18 protein-coding genes are annotated in these 20,460 nt (G+C 56.0%); 7 read left to right on the top strand and 11 right to left on the bottom strand.

The window, feature by feature from the left end:
• The first annotated feature begins 28 nt into the window (after nt 1-28).
• Nucleotides 29-184 carry a Hok/Gef family protein gene (locus tag IM295_RS14915; protein ID WP_041911460.1) on the top strand — a complete coding sequence of 52 codons (156 nt, stop codon included), beginning with the start codon at nt 29-31 and terminating at the stop codon, nt 182-184.
• 70 nt (nt 185-254) lie between these two features.
• On the opposite strand, the gene cybC is transcribed toward IM295_RS14915, so the two are convergent.
• Nucleotides 255-641: a cytochrome b562 gene (gene cybC, locus IM295_RS14920; RefSeq protein WP_028015297.1), complete on the bottom strand. Its 387-nt coding sequence runs from the start codon at nt 639-641 to the stop codon at nt 255-257.
• A 40-nt stretch (nt 642-681) separates the two neighbouring features.
• Nucleotides 682-2,034, bottom strand: coding sequence for a metalloprotease PmbA (gene pmbA, locus IM295_RS14925; RefSeq protein WP_193066880.1), 1,353 nt, complete (start codon nt 2,032-2,034; stop codon nt 682-684).
• A 95-nt stretch (nt 2,035-2,129) separates the two neighbouring features.
• Between pmbA and yjgA the strand changes: the two genes are divergently transcribed.
• The gene (yjgA, locus tag IM295_RS14930; RefSeq protein WP_028015295.1) at nt 2,130-2,681 is read left to right on the top strand and encodes a ribosome biogenesis factor YjgA; all 552 of its coding nucleotides are present in this window, start codon (nt 2,130-2,132) and stop codon (nt 2,679-2,681) included.
• A gap of 74 nt (nt 2,682-2,755) precedes the next feature.
• On the opposite strand, the gene mpl is transcribed toward yjgA, so the two are convergent.
• A complete protein-coding gene (gene mpl / locus IM295_RS14935) occupies nt 2,756-4,129 on the bottom strand; it encodes a UDP-N-acetylmuramate:L-alanyl-gamma-D-glutamyl-meso-diaminopimelate ligase (RefSeq protein ID WP_193066881.1) in 1,374 nt (457 codons plus the stop codon).
• Nucleotides 4,130-4,326: 197 nt separating this feature from the next.
• On the opposite strand from mpl, the gene fbp reads away from it, so the two are divergent.
• On the top strand, nt 4,327-5,325 hold the full coding sequence (gene fbp / locus IM295_RS14940) for a class 1 fructose-bisphosphatase (RefSeq protein WP_028015293.1): 999 nt from the start codon (nt 4,327-4,329) through the stop codon (nt 5,323-5,325).
• A 148-nt stretch (nt 5,326-5,473) separates the two neighbouring features.
• A complete protein-coding gene (locus tag IM295_RS14945) occupies nt 5,474-5,830 on the top strand; it encodes a LysR family transcriptional regulator (RefSeq protein ID WP_193066882.1) in 357 nt (118 codons plus the stop codon).
• Here the strand turns inward: IM295_RS14945 and IM295_RS14950 are convergent.
• The 5 genes from IM295_RS14950 to ytfQ all read right to left on the bottom strand — a co-directional run bounded on the left by IM295_RS14950 (nt 5,802) and on the right by ytfQ (nt 12,015).
• On the bottom strand, nt 5,802-7,373 hold the full coding sequence (locus IM295_RS14950) for a methyl-accepting chemotaxis protein (RefSeq protein ID WP_049138562.1): 1,572 nt from the start codon (nt 7,371-7,373) through the stop codon (nt 5,802-5,804). The two genes, IM295_RS14945 and IM295_RS14950, sit on opposite strands and share 29 nt — an antisense overlap.
• Before the next feature lie 93 nt (nt 7,374-7,466).
• Nucleotides 7,467-8,468, bottom strand: coding sequence for a galactofuranose ABC transporter, permease protein YjfF (yjfF, locus tag IM295_RS14955; RefSeq protein WP_021240694.1), 1,002 nt, complete (start codon nt 8,466-8,468; stop codon nt 7,467-7,469).
• The gene (gene ytfT, locus IM295_RS14960; protein WP_162268710.1) at nt 8,455-9,480 is read right to left on the bottom strand and encodes a galactofuranose ABC transporter, ATP-binding protein YtfT; all 1,026 of its coding nucleotides are present in this window, start codon (nt 9,478-9,480) and stop codon (nt 8,455-8,457) included. Before ytfT ends, yjfF begins: the two co-directional genes overlap by 14 nt.
• A gap of 10 nt (nt 9,481-9,490) precedes the next feature.
• The gene (gene ytfR, locus IM295_RS14965; RefSeq protein WP_193066883.1) at nt 9,491-10,993 is read right to left on the bottom strand and encodes a galactofuranose ABC transporter, ATP-binding protein YtfR; all 1,503 of its coding nucleotides are present in this window, start codon (nt 10,991-10,993) and stop codon (nt 9,491-9,493) included.
• A gap of 65 nt (nt 10,994-11,058) precedes the next feature.
• On the bottom strand, nt 11,059-12,015 hold the full coding sequence (ytfQ, locus tag IM295_RS14970) for a galactofuranose ABC transporter substrate-binding protein YtfQ (protein ID WP_021240696.1): 957 nt from the start codon (nt 12,013-12,015) through the stop codon (nt 11,059-11,061).
• 309 nt (nt 12,016-12,324) lie between these two features.
• Between ytfQ and ppa the strand changes: the two genes are divergently transcribed.
• The 3 genes from ppa to IM295_RS14985 all read left to right on the top strand — a co-directional run bounded on the left by ppa (nt 12,325) and on the right by IM295_RS14985 (nt 14,126).
• On the top strand, nt 12,325-12,855 hold the full coding sequence (gene ppa / locus IM295_RS14975; protein ID WP_041911466.1) for an inorganic diphosphatase: 531 nt from the start codon (nt 12,325-12,327) through the stop codon (nt 12,853-12,855).
• A 219-nt stretch (nt 12,856-13,074) separates the two neighbouring features.
• Nucleotides 13,075-13,659, top strand: coding sequence for a hypothetical protein (locus tag IM295_RS14980; RefSeq protein WP_193066884.1), 585 nt, complete (start codon nt 13,075-13,077; stop codon nt 13,657-13,659).
• A complete protein-coding gene (locus IM295_RS14985; RefSeq protein ID WP_193066885.1) occupies nt 13,656-14,126 on the top strand; it encodes a hypothetical protein in 471 nt (156 codons plus the stop codon). The genes IM295_RS14980 and IM295_RS14985 overlap by 4 nt, the downstream gene beginning before the upstream one ends.
• Before the next feature lie 314 nt (nt 14,127-14,440).
• Here IM295_RS14985 and IM295_RS14990 read toward each other — a convergent pair whose 3' ends face one another.
• From IM295_RS14990 to tamA, 3 genes are read right to left on the bottom strand one after another with little or no spacing between them, the layout of a single operon-like run.
• A complete protein-coding gene (locus IM295_RS14990; RefSeq protein ID WP_008501424.1) occupies nt 14,441-14,785 on the bottom strand; it encodes a gamma-glutamylcyclotransferase in 345 nt (114 codons plus the stop codon).
• 2 nt (nt 14,786-14,787) lie between these two features.
• Nucleotides 14,788-18,564 (bottom strand): autotransporter assembly complex protein TamB, encoded by a 3,777-nt coding sequence (gene tamB / locus IM295_RS14995; RefSeq protein ID WP_193066886.1) that lies wholly within the window; start codon nt 18,562-18,564, stop codon nt 14,788-14,790.
• The gene (tamA, locus tag IM295_RS15000) at nt 18,561-20,294 is read right to left on the bottom strand and encodes an autotransporter assembly complex protein TamA (RefSeq protein ID WP_045259622.1); all 1,734 of its coding nucleotides are present in this window, start codon (nt 20,292-20,294) and stop codon (nt 18,561-18,563) included. The genes tamB and tamA overlap by 4 nt, the downstream gene beginning before the upstream one ends.
• Nucleotides 20,295-20,460 lie beyond the last annotated feature (166 nt).

Below are 20,460 nucleotides of genomic sequence, written 5' to 3' on the forward strand. Positions count from 1 at the left end.
TCGCCCGCTTTAAAGCAAGGAGGCATCCATGAAACGCCAATCCCCAATTATCCGGGTTTCGATGATTGTTGCTTTGACAATAATCATCTTAACGCTGGTGACGAGGAAAACACTGTGCGAGATCCGTTTTCGAAACGGCTCGCTTGAAGTGACAGCGCGGATGGATTGTCGCTCCGGCCAGTAGGGAGCAAGGATGCGGGGGCGCTTAGTGCGCCTCCGCATACGGAGGAAGGACGTACAGCTCAGGCACCCAATTAACGGTATTTCTTGTGATACGTGTTGCGCGTCGCCACAAACTGGTCGGCCGCCGCCTGGGCTTCCTTCACTTTACCTTCGTTAGCCAGCTTCAGCGCGCCGTCGATCTGACCGACCAGCACGTCAAAGCCGTGGCGATAGTCTTTCATCTCTGCGCTGTCTGCCGCTTTGCTTTCCAGCTTTGGCGGCGTCGCTTTTTGCGCGTCCAGCGCCGCTTCACGCATTTTGGTCAGTGCGCCTTTCATTTCCGCCGCATTGTCCGTTTTCTGCACTACCTTCAGGTTTTGACTGAGGATGTCCATGTTGTCTTCGAGATCGGCAGCAAACGCAGAAGAGCCAAGAACCAGCGTTGAAGCCGCGACGATCGCTAACAGGTGTTTACGCATTGCTCACTTCCTTTTTTATTATTAAAACGCTTTTCGGGTATTACTGGCCGGCGATTTTCATTTCCGGCAGTAATACAGAACCACACTGTATATTGCTACGTGTTTCAATATCGTTACCGACCGTAACGATATTGCGCCACATGTCCTTCAGGTTACCGGCGATGGTAATTTCGCTCACCGGATACTGAATTTCGCCGTTTTCGACCCAGAAGCCTGCCGCACCGCGAGAATAGTCGCCGGTGATGCCGCTTACGCCCTGGCCCATCAGCTCGGTGACCACCAGACCGGTGCCCATCTCTTTCAGCATCTGCTCGAAGTTCAGGCCCTGACCGGCAATGCGCCAGTTGTGGATCCCGCCCGCATGTCCGGTGCTTTTCAGCCCCAGCTTGCGCGCGGAGTAGTTGGTCAGCAGCCACTGGGTCAGAATGCCGTCTTTAACGATATCGCGGCGTTCCGTGCGCACGCCTTCGCTGTCGAATGGCGTGGAGGCCAGCCCTTTCAGCAGGTGCGGATGTTCCTCGATAGTCAGCCACTCCGGCAGGATCTGCTTGCCCAGCGAGTCGAGCAGGAAGGTCGATTTACGGTACACCGAGCCGCCCGCGATAGCGCCCACCAGATGACCAAACAGACCGGTCGCCACTTCATTGGCAAAAATGACCGGGGCCTTCATGGTGGAGAGCTTACGCGGCGACAGGCGAGACAGCGTGCGTTTGGCACACTCTTTGCCCACCCACTCAGGAGACTGCAAATCCCCCAGCGCGCGGCCAATGGTGTAGGCGTAGTCACGCTCCATGTCGCCGTTCTCTTCGGCAATCACGCAGCTTGAAAGCGAGTGACGGGTGGAGCAGTAGCCCTGCAGCATGCCGTGGCTGTTGCCGAAAACTTTGATGCCGTAGTGGCTGTTGAAACTACCGCCTTCGGTATTCGTGATGCGCTTGTCAGCCTGCAAAGACGCCTGCTCGGCGCGCGCGGCCAGTTCAATCGCTTCATCCGGCGTGACTTCAGCCGGATGGAACAGATCGAGATCCGGCGCGTCAAACGCCAGCAGATCTTTATCCGCCACGCCTGCGTAAGGATCCGGAGAGGTGTAACGGGCGATATCCAGCGCCGCCTGCACCGTGCGGGCGATGGCATCCGGGCTGAGATCGGTGGACGACGCGCTGCCTTTGCGGTTCTGGTGATACACCGTGATCCCAAGCGCGCCATCGCTGTTAAATTCTACATTCTCCACTTCGCCATAGCGGGTGCTCACGCTAATGCCGGTGGTTTTGCTGACCGCCACTTCGGCGCCATCTGATTTACCTGAAGCGAGCGTCAGCGCGGTGGAGACGGCTTCTTCCAGAATCTTACGCTGCGCTTCAACTTGTGAGGTTACTTTCATCGCAAATGCCATACTGTAAGAGAGAGTTAAGTGAAGTCTAACAGAGAACCGTTTTTCAGTGCGCGTCTTAACTGGTAACATTAGCCTCTTTTTTTAAGGAGCCTGACATGACTAAGCAGCCCGAAGACTGGCTCGACGACGTTCCCGGTGATGACATCGAAGACGAAGATGATGAGATCATCTGGGTCAGTAAAAGTGAAATTAAACGTGACGCCGAAGAGTTAAAACAGCTTGGCGCAGAAATGGTAGAACTGGGTAAAAACGCGCTGGATAAGATCCCGCTCGACCAGGATCTGCGTGATGCCATTGAACTGGCACAGAAAATCAAGAAAGAAGGCCGTCGTCGCCAGCTTCAGCTTATTGGTAAAATGCTGCGTCAGCGCGACGTTGATCCGATCCGTCAGGCGCTGGACAAGCTGAAAAACCGCCACAACCAGCAGGTTGCGCTGTTCCATAAGCTGGAGCAGATCCGCGATCGTCTGATTGAACAGGGTGATGATGCGGTACCGGAAGTGCTGAACCTGTGGCCGGATGCCGACCGCCAGCAGCTGCGTTCTTTGATCCGCAACGCGAAGAAAGAGAAAGAGGGGAATAAGCCGCCGAAATCCGCGCGTCTGATTTTCCAGTATCTGCGCGAGCTGTCTGAAAACGCAGAGTAAGCCCCTCACCCCAAAGGGGAGAGGGAGAAGAGATAATGTAGGCCCGGTAAGCGCTAGCGCCACCGGGCTTTTTTTTACTCTGCGGCCGCGGCTTTCTTCGCCAGACCGTCCAGCAGCTTCTGATGGATCCCACCGAACTCACCGTTGCTCATCACCAGAATGTGGTCGCCAGGCTGTGCGGCTTTCACCACCATATCCGCTAAGACATCCACGTCCGCGCTCCAGTGCGCAGGCTGAATGCAGGCGTCGGCCACTTCAGCCACCTGCCACGGAATATGCTGCGGCTGCAGCAGGAAGACTTCGTCGGCACGTCCCAGGGACGGCGCGAGGTCGTCTTTGCAGATGCCCATTTTCATGGTGTTCGAGCGCGGTTCCAGCACCGCCAGAATGCGCGCGGTGCCGCCAACCTTGCCACGCAGGGCGGCAAGCGTCGCCAGAATGGCCGTTGGGTGGTGCGCGAAATCGTCATACACCGTCACGCCGTTCGCTTCGCCGCGCAGCTCCAGGCGGCGGCGGGCGTTGATAAACGTCCCCAGCGCATTGGCCGCATCCGCAGACAGCACGCCCACGTGGCGCGCCGCGGCGATCGCCATCAGGCCGTTGTGCATGTTGTGCTCGCCCACCAGGCCCCACTTCACCTCGCCCACTTTCTCACCGTCGAGCAGTACTTCCCACTCGGAGGCATCCGCGTTGAGTTTTTTCGCCTGCCAGTGGCCCTGCTCGCCCACCAGTTCCTGCTCGCTCCAGCAGCCCATCGCCAGGGTCTGCTTCAGGTTGATGTCGTTCTCCGGCAGGATAATGCGGCCCTGGCCCGGAACAATGCGCACCAGGTGGTGGAACTGTTTCTGAATGGCTTTCAGGTCGTCAAAGATATCCGCGTGGTCAAACTCAAGGTTGTTGAGGATCAGCGTGCGCGGGCAGTAGTGCACGAATTTGGAACGCTTGTCGAAGAATGCGCAGTCGTATTCATCCGCTTCAATCACAAAGAACGGGCTGTCGCCGAGACGCGCAGAGACGTCGAAATTACCCGGCACGCCGCCGATCACGAAGCCCGGCTTGTAGCCGCAGGCTTCAAGGATCCAGGTCGCCATGCCGGCGGTGGTGGTTTTGCCGTGGGTACCGGCTACGGCAACCACCCAGCGGTCGCGCAGCACGAAATCATGCAGCCACTGCGGGCCGGACATGAACGGAATATTGCGTTCCAGCACCGCTTCAACGCACGGGTTACCGCGGGTCATGGCGTTGCCAATGATGACCAGATCCGGCTCGGGATCCAGCTGGCTGGCATCGTAGCCCTGAATTAAAGAGATGCCCTGTTTCTCCAGAAGCGTGCTCATCGGCGGATACACATTGGCGTCCGAACCTGTCACTTCATGGCCCAGCGAGCGCGCCAGCATTGCCAGTCCGCCCATGAAAGTGCCACAAATCCCCAATATATGAATGCGCATACGTCACTATCCTTCTTTAATGTGGCGCACATTTTACTCACATGTTAGCGGCTGTGAAACGCATTTCAGGTAAATCCGTATGTTGCTGGCGCGATTCACCTCTGCGCTACTATTTGAATATTTGTTAAGATTGTTGGGCTTTAGTCGTTTTAGTGAACATACAATCGCTCTACTCACAAAGATGCAGGGAAAGTGTTATGAAAACGTTAGGTGAATTTATTGTCGAAAAGCAGCACGAGTTCTCTCATGCTACGGGTGAACTCACTGCTTTGCTGTCGGCAATAAAGCTGGGCGCTAAGATCATCCACCGTGATATCAACAAGGCCGGTCTGGTCGATATCCTGGGTGCCAGCGGTGCCGAGAACGTTCAGGGCGAGGTTCAGCAGAAACTCGATCTGTTCGCAAATGAAAAACTGAAAGCTGCACTGCGCGCGCGCGACATCGTTGCGGGTATCGCCTCCGAAGAAGAAGATGAAATTGTTGTATTCGAAGGGTGTGAACACGCGAAATACGTCGTACTGATGGATCCGCTCGACGGCTCCTCCAACATCGACGTTAACGTTTCTGTCGGTACCATTTTCTCCATCTACCGCCGCGTCACGCCTGTTGGTACGCCGGTAACCGAGGAAGATTTCCTGCAGCCGGGCAGTAACCAGGTTGCGGCCGGTTACGTCGTTTATGGCTCGTCCACCATGCTGGTCTACACCACCGGATGCGGGGTTCACGCCTTTACCTACGATCCGTCGCTGGGCGTCTTCTGCCTGTGCCAGGAACGTATGCGCTTCCCGGAGAAAGGCAGCACTTACTCCATCAACGAAGGCAACTACATCAAGTTCCCGAACGGCGTGAAGAAGTACATCAAATTCTGCCAGGAAGAAGATAAAGCGACCCAGCGCCCTTACACGTCCCGCTACATTGGCTCTCTGGTCGCGGATTTCCACCGTAACCTGCTGAAGGGCGGTATCTACCTCTATCCAAGCACCGCCAGCCACCCGGACGGGAAGCTGCGCCTGCTGTACGAATGCAACCCGATGGCGTTCCTGGCCGAACAGGCGGGCGGCAAGGCGAGCGACGGTAAACAGCGTATTCTGGACATAGTGCCGGAAAGCCTTCACCAGCGTCGTTCGTTCTTCGTTGGCAACAACCATATGGTTGAAGACGTTGAACGTTTTATCCGTGAGTATCCGGACGCGTAATATCTCTCCCGGGGAGCCAGTCTGGCTCCCCAACACATTTATATATTTTACCGTATAAGTGTTTATAAAAATCACGCTTTAATCTTCACCCCTGCTCCTGCATTATTTCCATAACAGTTTGACATTTATTTCCTGGAGCAGAATTGCAATGAAAAATTATTCCCGGGCTAATACCGGCATTGATTTAAATCTTATCCCTGTATTTATTGAAGCCGTCCGCTGCGGCAGTATGGCAAAAGCCTCTTTGCGCCTGGAGATGTCCCGTCCTGCGGTGAGCCTGGCGTTGAAGCGTTTTAATCAACTGTTTGATGAGCCGTTATTTTTTCGCAAAGGTTTATATCTCGAGCCGACTGAAAAAGCGTTAGCGTTAACCAACTCGCTGGAATTATTAATGGGTGATATTCACGATAATATTGCGGCGGTAAATTCCGCGAGAAATAAAGCCCCGGCACAGAACGCTCCGGGGCTGGGAAATATTATGCCGCAGTCTGAGCCGTCACTTTGAATGATGACATGGCTTCCATCAGCTGACGCGACTGCTCCTCAAGGGAGCGGGTCGCGGCGGAGGATTGCTGCACCAGCGCCGCATTCTGCTGCGCGGTTTCATCCATCTGGTTCACCGCAATATTCACCTGCTCGATGCCGCGGCTCTGCTCCTGAGACGCGGTGGCAATTTCGCGCATCAGTTTGGTCATGCGCAGCACTTCGGTGGCAATCTCATCCATCGTTTCACCCGCCTGCTGGGCCAGCTCGCTGCCCTCGTTAACGTGGGCCTGCGAATCGCCGATCAGAGAGCGGATCTCTTTCGCCGCGTCGGCGCTGCGGCTGGCAAGGTTGCGGACTTCACCCGCGACCACGGCAAACCCGCGCCCCTGCTCGCCCGCGCGCGCCGCTTCCACGGAGGCGTTAAGCGCCAGAATGTTGGTCTGGAAGGCAATACCGTCAATCACGCTCAGGATGTCGGCGATGCGCGCCGAACTGCCGGAGATATCGCGCATTTTTTCAATCACGTAGCAGACCATTTCGCTGCCGTGATCGGCGGTGTCGGAAACAGACTTCGCCAGCTGGTGCGCCTGCTCGGCGTTGTCGGCGTTAAGCTTCACCGTGGCGGTGATCTGCTCCATGCTGGCGGCGGTCTGCTCCAGCGACGTGGCGGTGGATTCGGTGCGCTCGGCAAGATCCCGGTTCCCCGCCGTCAGCTCGCGGCTGCCGGTATCAATTTGCGAGCTGGCATCGCGAACCCGCAGAACCGAGCTCATCAGCGACTGACGCATCTCCTCTATCGCCGCGTTGAGGCGGTTAAACTCCTGGCTCGCCGGGGCATTCAGCGTGTGGGTTAAATCGCCTGCTGCCACGTTCTCCAGCTGAGCAATCGACGCCGAGAGCGGCTTGAGCAGCATATGGCGCAGCGCCAGCCAGGCGAGCGCGATAATGCCCGCCGTCAGCAGCGCAGCGACAATAATCAGGATCAGCACGCGGGTTTTACTCGCCTGTACGGCACGCACTTCCGCCTGACCTCGCGCTTCGCTCCATTTCTGAAACGCCTGCATGTCGTTATCGAACTGCTTCGCCACCGGAATCAGCGTGTTCTCCAGCAGATCGTAATAGCTGTCTGCACTCTGGTCATTCAGGGTTTTCAGCATCGGGCCGATCCCCTGCTGGTTATACGTCGCCAGGCTGGCCGCGACTTTGTCGAGGAGCTGCTGCCCCTGTTCGTCAGCCACGCCGCCGTCAATCACGCCTTTTAACGTTTTCCGGGCCAGGGCGACTTCCTGATTGATGTTTTTTACCGCTTTGGCCGCATCGTCCAGCATGCCGATTTCCATCATGCGGACGGCCTGACCCGCCTCATTGCGTGCGCGCAGGATCAGCGTATAGCCGGTGTTCAGCTGCACCATCTGCTCACCCTGAAGGTGATTAATGCGCTGCAGTGAGGAAGAACTCTGTGTGAGGGCATAAATGCCGATGCCGCTGACAATCAGCAGCAGAAGGGTCATAACGGCCAGTAAAGAGAGCAAGCCGGTACGAATCGATAGCGTTTTAAGCATGATATTATTTCCGGTAGCGAGATATTTCTGGGCATAAAAGAAGATTATCGGCCGCTACCGGAAAATGTTTAGACTTTAAGCAAATTCAGTGTGTTATCGCTCTGTTACCGATGTGTTTACGCGGGTAACAGGCGAGCTTTGACGGTTCTCCCAGAGCACCGTCAGCCCCCGCTGCAGGGCAATAAAAATAAACAGCAGAATGCCGATGGCGATCTTCGTCCACCACGAGCTGAGCGTGCCGTCAAAGTTGATATAGGTTTGTATCAGCCCCTGAATCGCGACGCCGAACAGCGTCCCCAGCACCGTCCCTACCCCGCCGCTGAGCAGCGTGCCGCCGATAACCACAGAAGCAATCGCATCCAGTTCCACGCCGACGCCTGCAAGGGCATAGCCCGCCTGGGTATACACCGAGAAGACAATACCCGCCAGCGTTGCCAGGCCGGTCGAAAGCATATAGATGCGGATGGTGGTGCTGCGGGTCGAGATCCCCATCAGGTTGGCCGACGTGGCGTTGCCGCCAATGGCGTATACCTGATTGCCGAACCGGGTGCGGTGGGCGAGGAAAATGCCAATCACCACCACGCCCAGCATCAGCAGCCCCATCGCGCTCAGGCGACCGCCGCCGGGAATTTTCCACGCCAGGCTGGAGAGCGTGTCATACACCGGATGGTTAATCGGAATCGACTCCTCCGACACCAGATAACTTACGCCGCGCAGGAAAAACATCCCGGCCAGCGTGATGATAAAGGCCGGAATTTTCAGCGCGTCGATCAGAAGCCCCATAAAGGCGCCAAACGCGCAGCCCATCACTAGCACCAGCGGAAACGCCACCAGCGGCGAGATGCCCCAGAAACCGATCGCCTTCGCGAGGAATACCCCCGTGAATGCGATCACCGAGCCGACGGACAGATCGATCCCGCCGGAGAGGATCACAAAGGTCATGCCGACGGCGATAATGCCTAAAAAGGCGTTGTCCGTCAGAATGTTGCAGATCACGCGCGTTGAGGCAAAACCGGGGAACTGCGTGAGGCAGTAGAGATACCCCAGCACAAACACGCCCAGCGTGATCATTAACGGTAAATTACGTTTTATCATGGCCACGGATCCCCTTAATGATGCTGACAAAGCGCGGCGACTGGACGATCAGCACGCAGAGTACAACTACCGCTTTTACCACCTGGTTGAGTTCCGGCTGGAATCCCGAGAGCAGGATCCCGGTGTTCATGCCCTGAATGATCAGCGCGCCGATCACCGAGAGCAGCAGGTTAAAGCGCCCGCCCATCAGCGACCCGCCGCCGATCACCACCGCGAGGATCGCATCCAGCTCCAGCCAGAGTCCGGCGTTATTGGCATCGGCCCCGCGAATATCGGCGGCGACGATGACACCGGCAATGGCGGCGCAGACGCCGCTCAGCACGTAGGTCAGCATCACCATCAGGCGGGTGTTGACCCCGGCGTTGCGCGCGGCGCGAATGTTGATCCCCACCGCCTCAATAAACATGCCGAGCGCCGTTTTGCGGGTGAAGAGCCAAAAGACAATAAGCGTGACCAGGGCAATAATCACTGGCGTCGGGAAGAACAGAAGGTTACCGCTGCCAAGCCATGCCAGGCTCGGAGAGTTGAAGGTAACAATCTGCCCCGAGGTGATCAGCTGTGCGACCCCGCGCCCGGCCACCATCAGGATCAGCGTAGCGACAAAGGGCTGAATTTTCAGCACCGCCACCAGAATGCCGTTCCATAGTCCGGCCAGCACGCCGGTGCCTAAGGCCGCCAGCAGTACCACCGGCAGGCTGTGACCGGCCACGGTCATGGAGGCTGCCGTGGCCCCGGCGATAGCCATCACCGCGCCGACGGAGAGATCTATTCCGCCGGTGGCGATCACCAGCGTCATCCCAATCGCCAGCAGCGCCACGGGCGCGGCGCGGTTTAAAATATCGATCGGGCTGCCAAACAGGCGGCCATCCTGAACAATAATCTGGAAGAAATGCGGTGCGACAAGGCTATCTACCAGCAGCACCACCAGCAGCGCTGCAATTTGCGGCGTGCCGGTTGGCCAGCTAAAGCGGCGCTTTGACTCACCGGTTTGCGAAAGCGAACGGGACATCACGATTCACTCCTTACGCCGCGATGGCATTCATGATTGCCGGAACGGACAGTTTATCCAGCGGGATCTCTGCCACCTGTTTGCGATCGCGCATGATGATGACGCGATCGGCATAGCCCACCAGCTCCTCCAGCTCGGATGAGATAACCAGCAGGGCCAGCCCGTCCGCACAGAGCGTTTCGATAAGCCGGATAATTTCGGCGTGCGCGCCCACGTCGATACCGCGCGTCGGCTCGTCAAGGATCAGGAACTGCGGTTTGGTCAGCAGCCAGCGGGAGAGCAGCACCTTCTGCTGGTTACCGCCGGAGAGAAATTCAATCGGCTGTTCCGCGCTCGGGGTGCGGATGCCGAGCTGGCGGATAAAGCGCTCGGCGATGGCGTTTTGCTCTTTACGGGGGATCGGGCGTAGCCAGCCGCGCTGGGCCTGCAGGGCCAGGATGATATTTTCCCGCACCGAGGCGGCGGCAATGATGCCGTCCGTTTTCCGGTCTTCCGGGCAGAAGCCAACGCCCAGACAGGAGGCCTGATGCGGCGATCGCAGGGTTTGCGGTTTGCCCTTGATCAGCGCGGTGCCGCTGTCGGCAGGCTTGATCCCGAAGATCACCTCGGCGGTTTCGGTTCGGCCCGAGCCCAGCAGGCCCGCCAGCCCGACAATTTCGCCGGGACGCACCTCAAGGTTAAACGGCGATATCACGCCTTTCTTGCCGTAATCGCTGAACGCGGCAACCGGGTTTTCGCTCAGCAACGTGCGGCCCGCGCGCTGGAGCGCGTTGGTTTCCAGCTCGCGGCCCAGCATCATTTTCACCAGCTCGATCTGCGGCAGCTCGCGGGTTTCGCGGCAGCCGACAAAGCTGCCGTTGCGCAGCACCGTAATGCGGTCGCTCACCTCATACACCTGATCGAGGAAGTGCGTGACGAAGATCAGGCTCACGCCCTGATCGCGCAGCTGGCGCATCAGGGTGAAGAGCATCTCCACTTCCTGGGTATCGAGGCTGGCGGTGGGTTCATCGAGGATCAGCACCTTCGCAGAGAGATCGATCGCGCGACAGATGGCGACGATCTGCTGCATCGCCACGGAAAAGCGGTTCAGCGGCTCGCGAACGTCGAGGGAGAAGCCGTAGGACTCCATCAGCTTCGTGGCGCGCGCCTCCATCTCTTTTCGGCGCAGCAGGCCAAAGCGGCGTGGCTCGCGACCAATAAACAGGTTATCTGCCACCGACATATTCGGCAGCAGGTTCACTTCCTGGTAAACCGTCCCGATCCCCAGCTGCTGGGCGTGGGCGGTATTTTTTGGCGAAATGGCGTTGCCTTCCAGCCAGATGGTGCCGCGATCGGCGTGATAAACGCCGGTCAGCGATTTAATCAGCGTCGATTTTCCCGCGCCGTTCTCGCCCAGCAGCGCCATGATCTCACCGCGCCGCAGGCTGAAATCAACGCTATCCAGCGCCTTTACGCCGGGGAAGAATTTACTCAAGCCCTCTGTGCGGAGGATTTCCTGGTGTTGTTCAGTTTTCATATTCACGTCCCCGGCACGTTCCCGTAGGCCGGGTAAGCGCAGCGCCACCCGGCAATTTCACTGGATCAGTAGCCCATATTTTTCTTCTTCTCTAACTCTTCTTTCGCTGTATCAGGCAGGTAGAGCGTGGACTTGGTGACGGTCACCTTCTCAGGCATCGTGCCGTCTTTCTTGAATTTCTCCAGCGCGTCGAATGCCGGGCCCGCCATGTTCGGCGTCAGCTCGACGCTGGCATTGGCTTCACCGTCGATCATCGCTTTGTAGATGTCCGGCACGCCGTCGATAGAGCCGGTGAGGATATCTTTGCCCGGCTTCAGGCCCGCTTCTTTAATCGCCTGAATCGCCCCGATCGCCATGTCATCGTTGTGGGCGTAAACCATGCAGATATTCTTGCCGTTGTTTTCAGCCTTGATAAAGCTCTCCATGACCTCTTTACCCTTACTGCGGGTAAAGTCGCCGGACTGGGAGCGGATAATCTTGATGTTTGGCGCTTTGGCAATGGCCTCAGCAAAGCCTTTCTTACGGTCGATGGCCACGCTCGCACCGACGGTGCCCTGCAGTTCAACGACGTTACACGGCTTGCCGTCGACCTGTTTAATCAGCCAGTCGCCAATTAACTGCCCTTCAAGCACGTTATTAGCGGTGACGGTGGTCATATAGAGAGATTTGTCTTTAACATCGATGGAACGGTCGAGCAGGAAGACCGGAATTTCAGCGTCTTTCGCTTCCTTCAGAACCGGTTCCCAGCCGGTCGCCACCACTGGTGCAATAAAGATGGCATCCACGCCCTGGGCGATAAACGAGCGCACGGCTTTGATCTGGTTTTCCTGCTTTTGCTGACCATCGGCGATTTTCAGGGTGATGCCGCGTTTCTGAGCCTCGCTTTTCGCAACGTTGGTTTCCGCCGCACGCCAGCCGGATTCAGAGCCAACTTGCGAAAAACCTACGGTTAAGGGAGCGGCCATCGCCATAGACGACATGGCTGCCGAAACTGCTGTGACAAGAAGTAAGCGCTTCCACATATGAGCGTCCTCGTAGGGGTGTTTATTGTTGGTTAAAAGATGTTCTGCGAAATGACTATAGCCAATGAAATATGTAACGAATTGCGTTACATCACACTTCAGGAAAGTGAATAAAATGTTAATCACAAGTTTGTAATCGCTTTCATTTCACCATTAAAAATGCGGCTGAGTTTATGGATTTTCCTGTCATGGAAACGGTCTGAAAAGTGGAGCTTGCGGGGAGAGAAAGCGAAAAGAGGCGGAGACATTCAGCGTGAGTTGGCTATAATACCTGCCACTTGTTTACCATCCATTTTAAAGGACACCGACATGAGCTTACTCAACGTCCCAGCGGGTAAAGAACTGCCAGAAGACATCTACGTTGTTATTGAAATCCCGGCCAACGCAGATCCAATCAAATACGAAATCGACAAAGACACCGGTGCGCTGTTCGTTGACCGTTTCATGTCTACTGCCATGTTCTATCCGTGCAACTACGGCTACATCAACCACACCCTGTCTCTGGACGGTGACCCGGTTGACGTGCTGGTTCCAACGCCATACCCACTGCAGCCAGGCTCCGTCATTCGCTGCCGTCCTGTTGGCGTGCTGAAGATGACTGACGAAGCGGGTGAAGATGCGAAGCTGGTTGCGGTACCGCACACCAAGCTGAGCAAAGAGTACGATCACATTAAAGATGTGAATGACCTGCCAGAGCTGCTGAAAGCGCAGATCGCCCACTTCTTCGAGCACTACAAAGACCTCGAAAAAGGTAAATGGGTTAAGGTTGACGGCTGGGACAACGCAGAAGCGGCGAAAGCAGAAATCATCGCCTCCTTCGAACGCGCTGCTAAGAAGTAATTCTTACTGTCGATTGATGAAAGCCCCGCATACTGGGGCTTTTTTTATCTTTGTTAAAAGCAGCATACATTAGCTTTTAAGATAAATCCCATTCCCTTTGGCTTTCATGTTAATACAACAAAGACACCCTCTCATTTATGGTGGGAGTGGTTGAATAGGCTGTCAATTAATCACATACTGTCATAATGAGCATTAATCCCCATTGATTACAGGATTCATATGTCATCCATTAACATTGATGTTGCCCGCCCAACTGGAATTTACTTTATTATTGAAAGGCTATATTCCCGCGATGGACTTATGCCTTCCGTTGGGGAAATCAGCCCCTCTTTGACACAGGTACACCGCACTGTCATTCAGCTAAAACGCAAGCAAGATATGTTTATGGATGGTGTTAAGGTTACCCCAAAAGATATTACACTTTGGCAACAGATAAAATATCTTACGGGCTCGAAAGTAACGACCAAAGATACAGATGCGTTAGTGTATACGACTGATTTTATCGGCTCTCTTGTTGCCACTACACCTTTAGGCAATATTGAGCATGAAAATATTCCTCGCTTCCTCACGACAGAGTCTATTCACTCCCTTCCTCAGGCGGTGAGCTATGGGCGTGATCCCATCCCACAGGTCCTTCTTTATGGTCGTAAGGATATTGTCTTCTTTATGGACAATGGTGGTAAAGGAACGCCAACCGCTATTGCAAAATATAATCACAACAATCGTGACCTTGCCATAATCAAAGATCAGCTGGAGGCCAGTAAAACGATGAAGGAACTGCTTTCTAAGGGAGCAAAATTATGAGTAAGAAAATCCATATCGTAAGTCTACTCGTCATTATTATTGCCTCCTTTATCTTTGGCAGAAGTACGTATACTCAATATCTGGCATGGTATTATGGAAGCGATAATTTAATATTCAGCGAAATAAACAGCTCCTTACTATCCAGTTTATTTAACGGGCTTTACTTCGCTCTTTCAGCAAGTATTATTTATACGTTACTCACTCTATTAAAAAGAATTCCAGCGAATATTGCCACTTCTTGTCTGCTTCAGTTCTGTATTAACATCGGGCTATATACGCTTTTTGTTGCAGTAGATAGAGGATATAGTAAATTACATACTTTAAGCTCGGGTGCTACTGATATCACCCACAGCTATTTTTTAGGAGCGTTGCTGACGAGCACGCTTCTGACCGTCGCGATCGTGAGCGTTATACATGCTAAGTTTCTTTCTTCAAAGCATAAAGATGGGCTACATAAAGGCGTTTGACTGTTACGGCAAAGACAGCAAATGGCAGTATCTCTGCATCCTGACATTCCAACTTGCCTGGTTTTTGTTTTACTTATGGATCCCTTATCGAAGCGATTATGCGATTTTGCTGTTTTTACTGTTTTTCCTGCCCGTCATATCAAGCAATACGCGATGCATAAACTACTATGGCCGTTCACGCGCCTTGTGTTTTTTATGGCTTATTGCCCCATACATCATGCTGTTCGTTCCTCTTTTTTTAACCCGACGCAGGGATACAGAAGAGAATTGAAAGTGAAAAAAACAACGCCACCTCACGGTGGCGTTGTCGTTTTTCAGTACTGGTCTCTGTCTAACCAGTTACCGCTTACAATCCGCGTTAACCCGTCGACCGGACGCTGGTAGACATACATCCACGCGCTTCCGTACGGTGTCTGGATCAACTGGCGAGCGTATTCACCGCCCCTGGTGCGCAAGGCATCAAGTTCGGCAAGTGTAGCATTATCAATACGATAAACTTCACCCTGTACTGTTCCTTCGCCGGGAACCGCGCCTGGATAGTGGCCCAGGCTGTACAACTGGTAGTTCTCGATATTGTAATTCCCCAGTAGCTGGGCATTGGTCATCCAGTGACTGTTGCCTTGCCTGGTTCGTAAACTGCCGTAGACAAATATTCGCATTGCTAAAACTCAAACTGATAGAGCAGATCAAGTGCCTGGTCTACGCCGGACACTGCTTCCAGATATAGCTTAGGCATCAGGCGATAGCGTAACGTGAGTGTTGCCAGTGAGTCAAAGATCCCCACACCATATTTTACCTGCAGACCCGGCAGTACATAGCCGCTGACCACCACCTGCGAGGAGTCACCCACGCCCTGGGTGTCCAGCGCCAGATTGCTTACGCCGAACGTCTCGCCGATTTTACCCACAACCTGCCCACTTTGTGCAACCCCCAGACCGACCAACATTGAGGTCATCGCCGCACTGTCGCTTTGTCCGCTGTCCAGACCTTGTCCGCGCAGCAGATAAGAGAGGGCTTCCTGCTGCGACATCGCCGGGTCGGAGAAGATCTCCGCCTTCGGTTCGTCGGCAGAGCCGGTGACGCGTACGCCAGCAATGACGTCGTTTTCCGTCGCTTCCGGGTTACGAATCGCTTCGATGTTCAACAATGGTTGATCCGGTGGGCCGGAGAACAGCAGCTCGCCTTTACGGACAATCAGATCCTGACCATAGGCATGGAAACGCCCTTCAGGAATATTGATCTGCCCGTTGAGGCCAAGCCCTTGTTTATCCTGCGCCACTTTCAGGTCGCCCGTGAGCCTCGCCTTCAGCCCAAACGCATCCAACCGCACGTTATTTCCCACGTGCACGATAAGGTTACTATTAATCGGTATGCCAGCGCTCTTCTCTTCGGCAGGTTTCAGATTTTCATTGAGCATAACTTCATCACTGGAGACGCCAACCGCGCTTTCCGGCACCTCGTGAACCACGATACGCGCCCACGGCACGTCCACGCGGCCATCCAGGGTGAAGAGGCTTGGCGTCGCCTCAAAGACCACGTCCGGCGAGACGTCCAGGCGCACCATTGGCGGTACGGTGATGCGCACCTTACTGCCTTTCGCGGCAATACGGGCGCGCCAGTTGTCGAGCTGGCTCCAGTCCGCGTCGCCGCTCAGGTTGATTTGCCCCTGCTGAGTTAATACCGAGCCGTTCAGCGTCGAGCTCATGCCGTTGAAGTTCATCGCAATCTGGCTGGGCTGCATATCAAACGGCATGAAGTTACCGTCGATATCCACACCGCTGAGACGCAGCTGACCGAACAGCTGAGGGCTTTGCGCGTTGCCCGCCAGGCGCAGGTTGGCATTCACCATGCCCTCGGCTTTTTCCCCGCGGGCGAAGATCGGGTTGACCATCGCCAGGTTGAAGTTACGAATATTGACGTTGCCGCCCAGATTGCGCCGCCCCTGCGGATCGGTAATCTGTATCTGCCCGTCCATCTGGCCGTTGTTGGTCAGACGGATAAGCCACCCCAGCTCCGCACGGTTGTTATGCAGGTCTGCACTCACATTCAGGGTGTCGAAGGCCACCGGCAGCGTCGCATCGTTCACCTCCTGCGTTACCTTCACGTTACGCCCGGAAAGCGTGACGCTGCCCTGCGGCAGCCCCTCTTTGGTGGTATCCCAGGCGACATCGGCTTTCCCGCTGAAGACGCCGCTGGCCTGCGTGGTGTCCGGCATAAACGGTTTCAGCATCGCCAGATCGAAGCGGTTCAGGTTGATCTGCGCGCGCCCTTCCGCCCCCGCATCAATGGTCTGCGGCACGCACAGCTCCGCGTTCGGGTTGGTCCAGCAGTGAGGCCCGATGCTGATCTTCTGCTCGGCGTTGCGGTAGTCCAGCGCAATGGAGCGCGAGAGCGTCAGCGGCCCCACCGGAGTGTTGAAGCGGGTGTTGTCCAGCGTTCCTTTCCAGCGCGTTTCCTTCCGGTCGAAGCTGCCGGTCAGGTGAAGCTGGCCGGAGACGGGCTCGCCCTGCACGCGCAGCTGGAGGTCGTGCTGCTTCTCGTTCCCTTTGGCGTCCAGAGTCACCAGGCTAATGTTCACGTCCGGCTGGGAAATGCGCTCCACGCGCAGGTTCAGGTTGCCGCCGATCTGATCGGTGGATTTCACATCCCCTTCCACGCGGACGCGGGCAACGCTCAGCTCCTGCCAGCGCAGATTGTTGGCGGTGATATCTGCCAGCAGCTGCGGCGCGTCCACGGTGCCGCGCACTTTCAGGAGTCCTTTCGCCGTACCGCCCAGACCCGGCAGGGCGTTATCCAGATTCGGCGCGTCGATGGTGGCGTCAAGATTGAGATCTTTTACCCCCAGCTCGCCTTTGATATCCGCCGTGTTGCGGCCCAGCGCCACGTGCAGTCCCGGGATAATCCACTGCAGGTAGCTGTTGCCCTTCACCGAGCCTTCAACGTTCACCTTGTTCTGCTTCACGTTCCCGGTGAGCTTGATTTCCGGCACGTCCATCTGCCACGTGCCGCCGTAGAGGCTGCCGCGGGTTTTGATCAGCCCGTCCAGCTTCGACGGCCAGTCCGGCACCTCTTTGGCGGTGTTAATTCCCGTCAGCTTCAGCTCGCCGCGCCAGCTGATCGCCTGCTGCCAGTCGAGCAGCGCGGTCAGTTCCGTTTTGCCTTCCAGCGCCGCGACGGTCAGCTTGTCGAGGTTAACCTGCTGTTCGTTGCCTTTTGCATCCAGCGTGATGGTCGCGGGCGGCACGCCCTGCCCCTTCACCGCAGTGCGGAACGAGAGCGTGTAGTCGGTCATCTTGCCGCTCAGCTTCAGCTTCAGATCGTCGGCCTGATACTGTTTTTCGCCGGTAAACGGCCAGTAAAGCTGCTTGCTGACAACCTCCAGATTGAGCGGCAGCCCGGCTTCCGCCAGCTGGGTTTGCGCGCGCAGGGCCATGTCTACCGGGCCGGAGAGATTCACCCCGATATCCAGCTTCTCGCGCAGCGCCCCGCCCACTTTAACCTTCACTTTTTCGCCCTTCAGCGGGTCGATATTCAGGGCGCTATTGAGGGTGATATCCACCGGCCAGCTGTCGCGCAGCAGGGCGTTGCCTGACGCGTTCACCGAGCCCTGGTTGGTGTCGATATCCAGCGCGTCGAGCTTCATGTTGCCGTCAATGCTGCTGACTTTCAGCAGCATGTTAAAGACCGTCAGATCGGTGTCGCCGGTCAGGCGCAGCTGTTCGCCTTTGAACTCCTCAATGTTGAGGTTCAGCGGCAGATGCACGTCGGTCATTTCAGGCAGGACAGGCTTCGAGAAGAGTTCTTTCAGCGTTTCGCCCAGCGGCTTCTCTTCCGGCTGCGGGTTCTGGATCTTCGGCTCGACGATCTCTTCCTGCGCCACGTCGGCCACTTTCGGCAGCGCGATGAGTAAACCCTGCAGCGATGTAGGCGTCAGGGTGAGGTTTTTCTCCTGCCAGCGCAGGCCGGAGGTGAAATCCATCACCGAAACGGTGGTGTCGTCGATTTTGATATTGACGTTATCGAGCGCCACCCGATAGAGCGCAATCGGGTACGGCGTGGAGAGATTCAGCGGGCCGCTGTCCTCTTCCTCAACCGGCGCAGACTTCGGCATTTTCTTTGAGTCTATCGCCACGTTGACGTCTTTTAGCGACAGATCGTTCACGCAGAGCTTGCTATCCCGCAGGCAGCCCAGCTTCACCGCGAGATGGAATTCCCCGGCGTTGACCGCCACGCCCGGCTGCTCGTAGCGGATGTTCTTCAGACGCAGGTCTCGCCAGCCGCCCGTTACCTGACCAATTTCCAGCCCCGGCACCCAACGGTTCGCGGCGTTAAACAGCAGATGCAGCCCGGTCGTCGTTCCCACCAGAAACGCCACCGTTCCGAGCAGCAGCACGATAAAAATCAGCACCCCGAGGCTTATTTTCTTCCATAAACTCATAATTCAGGCCCCAGACCGATGTAAAACTGTAATCCGTGTTCATCTTTGTCGCCCACCGGCACGGCGAAGTCGAGCTTGATGGGTCCGACGGGTGACTGCCAGCGTACGCCCACGCCTGCACCGGTTTTGAAATCGCTGCGGCGGATATCGTTCACCGCTTCACCACCGTCAACAAACATTGCGCCCCACCACTTGCCGCTGACGTTGTACTGATACTCCAGCGATCCGGTCGCCAGTTTGGATGCCCCGGTCAGCTGGCCTTTTTCGTTTTCAGGTGAGATCGATTTGTACTTATACCCGCGAATGCTGCGGTCGCCCCCGGCGAAGAAGCGCAGGTCCGGCGGAACGCGCTCGAAATCACCCGTCTCAATCCAGCCGAGATTGCCGCGCATCACAAAGCGGTGTTTGTCATACAGCGTGCGGATCCAGACGTTTTGCGCCTGCACCACCGTGAAGTCGACGTCAGAGCCCCACATCGTATTGGAGTAGTCGATAGAGTACCGCTGTGAATCACCCCAGGTTGGCATCAGGCCGCCGCGCGAGCGGGTACGGCTGATCATCACGCCCGGATAAAGCAGCATAGTGGTGTTGGTGACGTTTGCCTGGGTAAAGTGATCAAGGCTCCAGCGCAGGTTAATGGCGCGCTGCCAGCCGCTGGAGAGATCCCAGAAGCGTGAAACCGCAAGCGTTGTCGAGTCCTGCTCGGTATCGTTCAAATCGGTACGCTTAAAGCCGCCCTGCACCAGGTAATATTGCTCAAGCGGGTTTTTCAGCAGCGGTATTTTATAGCTGAAATCCAGCTGCTGTTCCGGTGCGGAAATGCTGGCGCTGGTGGTCAGGCTGTGGCCGTAGGAGTTCATCCACGGCTTTTTCCAGGAGGTCTTCACGCGCGGACCGACGTCTGTCGAGTAGCCAACACCGGTCTCAATGGTGTTCTCGGTGCGCGGCGAGACAACGCCATGCAGCGGCAACACCTTGGTTTTTCTAGACTTATCAAATTCCGGTGCGACAACCACGGAGTTAAACCAGCCGGTAGCGGAGAGGCGACGGTTCAGCTCCGCAAGATCGCTCGACTGGTAGTAGTCGCCTTTTTTAAACGGCACGAGGTTTTGCAGATACTCTTCACGAATTTGCGAACCTTCAAACGTTACATCGCCAAAGCGGTAGCGCTCACCGCTGTCGTAGTCAATATCCCAGAAGGCCTGACGTCGCTCCAGCGCGATGCCCAGCTGGCTTTTATTGAACTGGCTGTCGAAGTAGCCCTTGCGCAGGGAGACACTCGTCAGCTCTTTTTTGAAGTGGTCGTAGTCACCGTGGTTGAGCACGGTGCCGATTTTCGGTCGCGTGCTGAGCAGGTCCAGGTAGTCGCGGTCGGTACGCGCGCCGCCGCGCAGGATGACGTTCGTGCCGCCAATCAGCACCGGCTCGCCCGGCGAGACGCGGGCAATAAGCACCTGCCGCCCCTTCTTTGGCGGCGGGCGAAGATCGAAATCAATGGTGGGTTCGTAATACCCCAGCGCTTTTAGCCCTTCACGGATCGCGTCATCCACGCGCGCGCGAAAACGCCGGTCCGGCGTCACCTCATCGCTCTGGATGGTCGACAGCTGCGCACGCACGTTTTTTTCCAGCGTCCCGGATAACCCCTCAACCTGCAAACGGACATTCGCCGCGCTGGCAACCCCGCTTGTCAGCAATACACTGACTAAACATAACTGGCGGATTTTTGTCACGTTTTCTCCTGAATATCCCTTTTCCACCCTGGAAGCAAATGAAGCGCCGCCGTGCGGCAAAATACGGCCCGGAAGCCAAAAACCCAAAACGTGGGTTGAAAACGGGTGTAACACCCAAATATTTCTTATGATTAAATCTAGTCTCATTCAGCGCATTTATTGTGTT

It is taken from the genome of Enterobacter cloacae complex sp. P14RS (assembly GCF_014895895.1).
Classification (GTDB): Bacteria; Pseudomonadota; Gammaproteobacteria; order Enterobacterales; family Enterobacteriaceae; genus Enterobacter; species Enterobacter bugandensis.